Source organism: Bradyrhizobium sp. MI1.7 (assembly GCF_055811795.1).
Window position 1 is genome coordinate 1 of sequence record NZ_JBVVPO010000002.1, and the last position, 5,523, is coordinate 5,523.

At 65.1% G+C, this 5,523-nt stretch carries 7 protein-coding genes and 2 pseudogenes; 3 read left to right on the plus strand and 6 right to left on the minus strand.

Annotation, left to right across the window (positions count from 1 at the left end):
- The 3 genes and pseudogenes from AC0L3X_RS02695 to AC0L3X_RS02705 all read right to left on the minus strand — a co-directional run.
- Positions 1 to 203: pseudogene (locus tag AC0L3X_RS02695) on the minus strand (polysaccharide deacetylase family protein); the annotation flags it as partial.
- 166 nt (positions 204 to 369) lie between these two features.
- A complete protein-coding gene (locus AC0L3X_RS02700; protein WP_247311262.1) occupies positions 370 to 936 on the minus strand; it encodes a glutathione peroxidase in 567 nt (188 codons plus the stop codon).
- 110 nt (positions 937 to 1,046) lie between these two features.
- Complete coding sequence (locus AC0L3X_RS02705) at positions 1,047 to 2,666, minus strand: L,D-transpeptidase (protein WP_354131224.1); 1,620 nt, start codon at positions 2,664 to 2,666, stop codon at positions 1,047 to 1,049.
- A 208-nt stretch (positions 2,667 to 2,874) separates the two neighbouring features.
- Between AC0L3X_RS02705 and AC0L3X_RS02710 the strand changes: the two genes are divergently transcribed.
- Positions 2,875 to 3,423, plus strand: coding sequence for a CreA family protein (locus AC0L3X_RS02710; protein ID WP_028157500.1), 549 nt, complete (start codon positions 2,875 to 2,877; stop codon positions 3,421 to 3,423).
- A gap of 33 nt (positions 3,424 to 3,456) precedes the next feature.
- Here the strand turns inward: AC0L3X_RS02710 and AC0L3X_RS02715 are convergent, their stop codons facing one another.
- Positions 3,457 to 3,660 carry a hypothetical protein gene (locus AC0L3X_RS02715; protein WP_354131225.1) on the minus strand — a complete coding sequence of 68 codons (204 nt, stop codon included), beginning with the start codon at positions 3,658 to 3,660 and terminating at the stop codon, positions 3,457 to 3,459.
- Positions 3,661 to 4,073: 413 nt separating this feature from the next.
- On the opposite strand from AC0L3X_RS02715, the gene AC0L3X_RS02720 reads away from it, so the two are divergent.
- Positions 4,074 to 4,238: a hypothetical protein gene (locus AC0L3X_RS02720; RefSeq protein ID WP_354131226.1), complete on the plus strand. Its 165-nt coding sequence runs from the start codon at positions 4,074 to 4,076 to the stop codon at positions 4,236 to 4,238.
- Between the two features lie 59 nt (positions 4,239 to 4,297).
- On the plus strand, positions 4,298 to 4,663 hold the full coding sequence (locus AC0L3X_RS02725; RefSeq protein WP_063983641.1) for a hypothetical protein: 366 nt from the start codon (positions 4,298 to 4,300) through the stop codon (positions 4,661 to 4,663).
- Between the two features lie 3 nt (positions 4,664 to 4,666).
- On the opposite strand, the gene AC0L3X_RS02730 is transcribed toward AC0L3X_RS02725, so the two are convergent.
- Positions 4,667 to 4,912 carry a DUF6719 family protein gene (locus AC0L3X_RS02730; protein WP_071914551.1) on the minus strand — a complete coding sequence of 82 codons (246 nt, stop codon included), beginning with the start codon at positions 4,910 to 4,912 and terminating at the stop codon, positions 4,667 to 4,669.
- A 67-nt stretch (positions 4,913 to 4,979) separates the two neighbouring features.
- Positions 4,980 to 5,411: pseudogene (locus AC0L3X_RS02735) on the minus strand (MocR-like pyridoxine biosynthesis transcription factor PdxR); the annotation flags it as partial.
- Positions 5,412 to 5,523: the final 112 nt, after the last annotated feature.

Consider the following 5,523-nt stretch of genomic DNA (forward strand, 5'->3'; position numbering starts at 1 on the left):
TGTTTGGGCGGGGGCGGGAAGGCCGCTTGCGTCGGCGCAGCGGCTGCCGCCGCGGGAGCGGGCGCCGGTGCTGCGGCGGGGGCTGCAGCAGGTGCCGCCTGTGTGGCGGCTGCGGGCTTTGCGGCCGGGGTCTGCGACCACGCTGCGCCTGCCATCGCAACCGACATCGCGCTTGCCAAAATCAGTCCTGCCGCCACACGCATGGTGTTGTCCTCGAGATTGATCCCGTTGTTCCGCCGCAGCTTTTCGCCTCTGGCAAAACCATCCTGCCCCTTGATAGTCCTAGCCTAGATGGTGGGCCCTCGTCATTGCAACGGCTGTTTGGCACCCCGCCACAATTGTGCCCAACCGGATGCGGGCTTGCGGGTGTCAGCTGTCGGCCAGCGCCTTCGCAATCGCCGTCTTGACCCGTGTGTCCGTCGGATCGACCGCAGACGGATACACCTCGGCAATGTAGCCGTCGCGCCCGATCAGGTATTTGTGGAAGTTCCAGCGCGGAACGTCGCGGGGGCGCGCCTCGGCCGCCCATTTGTAGAACGGATGCGCCTTGGCGCCGAGCACCACGGCCTTGGCCGCGATCGGGAAGGTAACGCCGTATTGGTGGTGTGCAGTCTCCGTGATCTCGCTGGTGCCGCCGGGCTCCTGGCCACCGAAATCGTTGGAGGGCACGCCGATCACGGTGAGCCCGCGCTCGCGAAACTCGCTCCAGAGCTCTTGCAGGCCGGCGTATTGCGGAGTGTAGCCGCAGAGCGAAGCAGTGTTGACCACCAGCAGCGGCTTGCCCGTGAACGCGGCAAGGCGGATGTCGTCGCCTGATAATGCAGGGAAGGAGAAGGCATAGGCCGAGATTCGGCTCATGCCGCCATCGGCACGGCTGCGTCCAGCAGACGCGGTAGTCGCGACCAGCGCGGCGAGCATGGTCCTGCGGTTCAGCATGGCAACGTCCCCCGACGTGATCCGGGACGCACCTTACTGCGTCGGCGCGACGCGCCTGGTCAACACCGCGTTATCGGACGCGGGGCGGCGCCACTTCGCTCGAAAGCGCTCTAGTACAGGCGGACGATGAAGTCGGTGCCTTCGCCGGTCTCGCCCTGGTTGATGCCCTGGTCGGAGACGATGATCGAGCCGCCCGATGTCAGCATCTCGTTGATCTTCGCCATGGTGTCCGCAGGGATCGAGATACGGTCGAGTGCCTCGGCTGGGCTGTCCGGCATGACCACGGGCTTGGCTGTAACGGGCTTGGCGGCGACGGGGATCACGGCGGCGCCACGCTGGCGGAGTGTCACGCGGCTGTCATCCTCGCGCGCGGCGGCGCGGGCGGAGACCGGCAGCGATACCACCGACCAACGCAACGCGTTGGTGTCGGTCTTGTCGACCTCCGCGGTGAACACGTGCGTGCCGAGCGGCCGGTCGCTCGCAGCGATCGTGACGGGAACCTCGAACAGCGGCGCAAAGTTCTGCCGCACGTAGAGCTTGGAGTCCTTGCGGCTGATGAACACCGCGATCTGGCCGGCCCGTTTGGGCGTCTCCGGCTTCGCGGCAGGCGCAGGATCAGCGACGCGGGTCTCGTCCTTCTTGGCGTCGGGCGAGGCGGCGAGCGCCGGTGCGGCAGCGGGCGCATCGGGCTTCTTCGCGGGCTCGGCGGCTTCAGCCTTGGGCGCTTCTGCAGTCTTGGGCGCTTCCGCGGCCTCAACGGGCTTTGCGTCGGTGCTTGCGGGTTTGGCTGCTTCTTCCGACTGCGGCTTGACCGGGGCAGATGCCTCGGCGCTCTTTTCAGACTTGGCCTCAACCTTGTCGGCTGGTGCGGCTGCTTCCGCGCGCGCCGGTGCATTGCCGGTGGTGGCATCCGACATCACGGTATGGCCGAGCGACGAACGCAGCTCGAGCGCGCTCTCCGCGCTGGCGGTCTTCGTCTCGACGGGTTTTGCTTCGCTGACTTTGGTTGGTGCGGCGCCCTTGTCGGCCTTGTCGCCGACATTGGTCTGCGGCTCCAGGCTGGCGGCGGGCTGCGGCGGCACGCGCACCGAGGCGAGCAGGGGATGCGAGAAATTTTGCGGCGACATCTGGCCGGGCGAGACGATCACGCGCGCGCCCATCCTGGTCCAGTTCCACATCTTCACCGCGAACGCCATCGGCATGCGGATGCAACCGTGCGAGGCCGGATAGCCCGGCAGCACGCCGGCATGCATGGCGATGCCGGACCAGGTGATCCGCTGCATGTACGGCATCGGCGCGCCGCTATAGATGTTGGACTGGTGGAATTTGTGCTTCTGGATCACGCTGAACACGCCCATCGGCGTCGAGTGGCCCTTCATGCCTGTCGACACCGCGGATTCCGCGAACACGCCGTTGGTGTCGTAGACCGTCACCTTCTGCCGATCGATCGACACGACGATCACGAGCGGACCTTGCGGCTTCGTGCCGGCTTCCTTCTCGGCGACGACCGCTTTCTTGCCAGCCGTACTGCGCTTCTGAGGCTTCTGCCGGGGAATGTCGGGATAGCGCTCCTGCCGGGCGGCGTAGGACCCGTCGGAGTAGTCGCTCCAGTAGTAGAACGCCGCGTCCGCCTGGCTGGTCAAGCCAATCGCACCCGCCGCCGTCAAAATGGCGACCTGCCACAGCCGGGCCGGCCTGGCAGAAAAACTGGCCCCGTTCACGCTATTCATTCCTCGAATCCACAATCCAACTCAGAAATTAGTCTCGCAGAGGGGATACGCGTTCACTAGCACGGCAGTTCTGCCGTCAGCGAATTTTGTCCATGACGTAGCAAAAAAGCCTCACGGAGCGGTAAACGGCGGCCGCGTTGGCTCCCGGTCGTCTTCCTGACCGGCTGTCGCATGCCTACATTGCCGGGACTTGTTACCGGAGAACTTCATGTCATCTCGTTTCCCCGGTCTTTCCGGCATCCGCTTGAAAGGCCTTGCTTTATTCCTCCTGTTGCTCGCTGTCCCAGCGAGTTCTGCAATCGCCGCCGACGAGCCGGATCTGATCTTCCGCCGCTCGACGGTATTCAAATGGATGAGCCCGAATGACAAGCTCGCGACCTACGGCCTCGACGACCCCGAAGTCGAGGGCGTGGCCTGTCATTTCACGGTGCCGGAGAAGGGCGGCTTCAAGGGCTGGCTCGGCCTTGCCGAGGAGGTCTCGGATATCTCGCTGGCCTGCCGCCAGGTCGGTCCGATCAAGTTCAAGAACAAGATGGAGCAGGGCGACGACATGTTCCGCCAGCGCCGCTCGCTGTTCTTCAAGAAGATGCAGATCGTGCGCGGCTGTGACGCCAAGCGGAATGTGCTGGTCTACATGGTCTATTCGGACCGGCTGATCGAAGGCTCGCCGAAGAACTCGACCTCGACGGTACCGGTCATGCCGTGGGGACCGGCTGACGCCAACGTCCAGAAGTGCGGCGAGTTCTTCACTCAGTGACGCGCGTGCGTTCACTCAGTGACGCTCTTGCGTTCACTCAGTGACGAGAGTGCGGCTGGCGCGCGGTTTTGCGAGATGCGAGCCGGTCAGCCGCACGAATGCTTGTGGCGCGGCCTCGTGGCCGCGGTCCGACTGCAGCGACATCGCCCCGATTGAAGCGACGCGGCTGGGTCGCTGGTCGGCGCGGTCCGTCCGCAGGTCCGCGTCGCGCGGCGTTGCGCGATCTTGCGCCGTCATGATGGCATCCCTCAACTGAACGCGCCCGGTGGTTCCGGGCTTCTCGGTTTCGATGGCTTGGGTCGCAGTCGAATCGCGCCCGGTTCGACGGAACCCAGCCCCCGTTCGGGCTTCTCTTCAGCAGAAAAACGTAAAATGCATGTGAAGTGCGGAAGGCGTGCGTGTGACGGCGCGCAGTGTGGGTCTGCTTCCAAGCAGGGACAGAGCCTGCAAGGCCACTTTCAGGCGCGGCGCGACCCATTTGAAAAGACTGGGATTTTCCGCTGAATGTTTCGTCGCCTAGCGCGTGACGAAACAATTCTCACAAAGACGAAACCATTTTCCGCTTTTGGCGCATCACGCGCGAAACGACGCATGGTTATCAGCTTCACAACGACGACGCACCGCCGGCCAAGGAATTGGGACACGAGATCATGCGCACGCTCAGCTTCATCCTTGCCTTCGTTTTCGTGCTCGCCGGCTCTTCGTTCGCGGGGGCGCCGGACGGCAATCTCCCGGGTGTCGGCACCTTCCAGTACAGCGGCTCGCCGGTCACCACCACGGCGCCGCAGCCGATCGTGGTCGCTGCGCGTTTCTGATCGACAGCCAAGAAAATCAAAAGAAAAATCACAAGAAAAACCAGCCGATAAAGGCCATCATGATTGTCCGATTCTGCGCCGCAGCGTTCGTTTCGCTTCTGACGATCAGCGCTGCCCACGCGCAGGTTCGCGCTCCTTCGAGGCTACCGGATCCCCGCAGCGAGTTCATGCGTCAGTGTGCGCCGCGGATGCTCGGGCGCTGGGAGCATCCCGAGGAGGTCTGCGGCTGCCTGCATGATCACGCCGTTGCTGCCGTCGAGGACCGCGATCTGCGCGAGGCGCTGTTGCGCGGCATCAGCGAGACCGGCGTGCCAACGATCGAGACTGATTGGGTGCCCGCGTCCAAGCAGGGCGAGATCGGCTCGACCTTCACCAAGATCGCCAAACCGACCTTGCAGTGCATGTTCGACCCGGCGAAGTCGTAACCATCACTTCGATTTCGGACCGAAGCGCGGAACGCAGGCGATGGTCCGCGCGACGCCCTTGTCGGTCATTCTCGCACCGCGCACTTCCTTGACCTGCCCGGCGGGGCAGGTTCCGTCATCCACTTGCACGCGCTGGCCGAGCTTGAGATCGGTGATGTCCTGTTCACGTCCGACAGTGACGGCATGCGCCGCCGTCGCGAGGGCGACCGAGATCAGCAGCGAGAGGCAGGTCGCGCGGCGCAGCAGCATGATGTGAGGTCCCGGCATCGATGCCGCAATGTAGGGAGCGGCAGGCGATTCTCATAGTGAACGTTCGTCACGCCCGCCGGGCCGATTTGCTCCTCGCGCGCAAGGCGCCACGCGACTCCAGCGCGAGCCGTTCGGCGGAGGCCACGAGTTGCGGAACCGCGTGGCCGGAAAATCCCAGCACGAACCCGGGCAGGGGACGCGCGCGCGAATAGGTGTCGGCCAGTAGCCAGCCTTCCGCGCCTGCCGCCTGCTTCGCTTCTGCCGCCGCCGACAGCTCGACCGATGGATCGAACCGGGCGACGAGGTGCAGCCCTTGCGACGGCACAGGCACCGACAACGCGCCGTCGGATGCTGTTTCCAGGGTCTCAGCCAGCGCGTCGCGCGCCTCGCGATAGAGCTTTCGTACCCGCTTCAGGTTGGCGGCGAACGCGCCGGAATTGAGCATGTCGGCCACCGCGCCCTCCATCAGCGTGCCGGGAAAGCGGTCGAGCGCGGCGCGGGGGGGCGGGGGGGGGGCGCGGGGCCGCCGGGGGGGGGGGGCCCCCGGGGGGAAAAAAAAAAAGAAAGCGGGCCCGCCGATCACGGGGGTTATGAGCGGGTGGGGGGGGTGA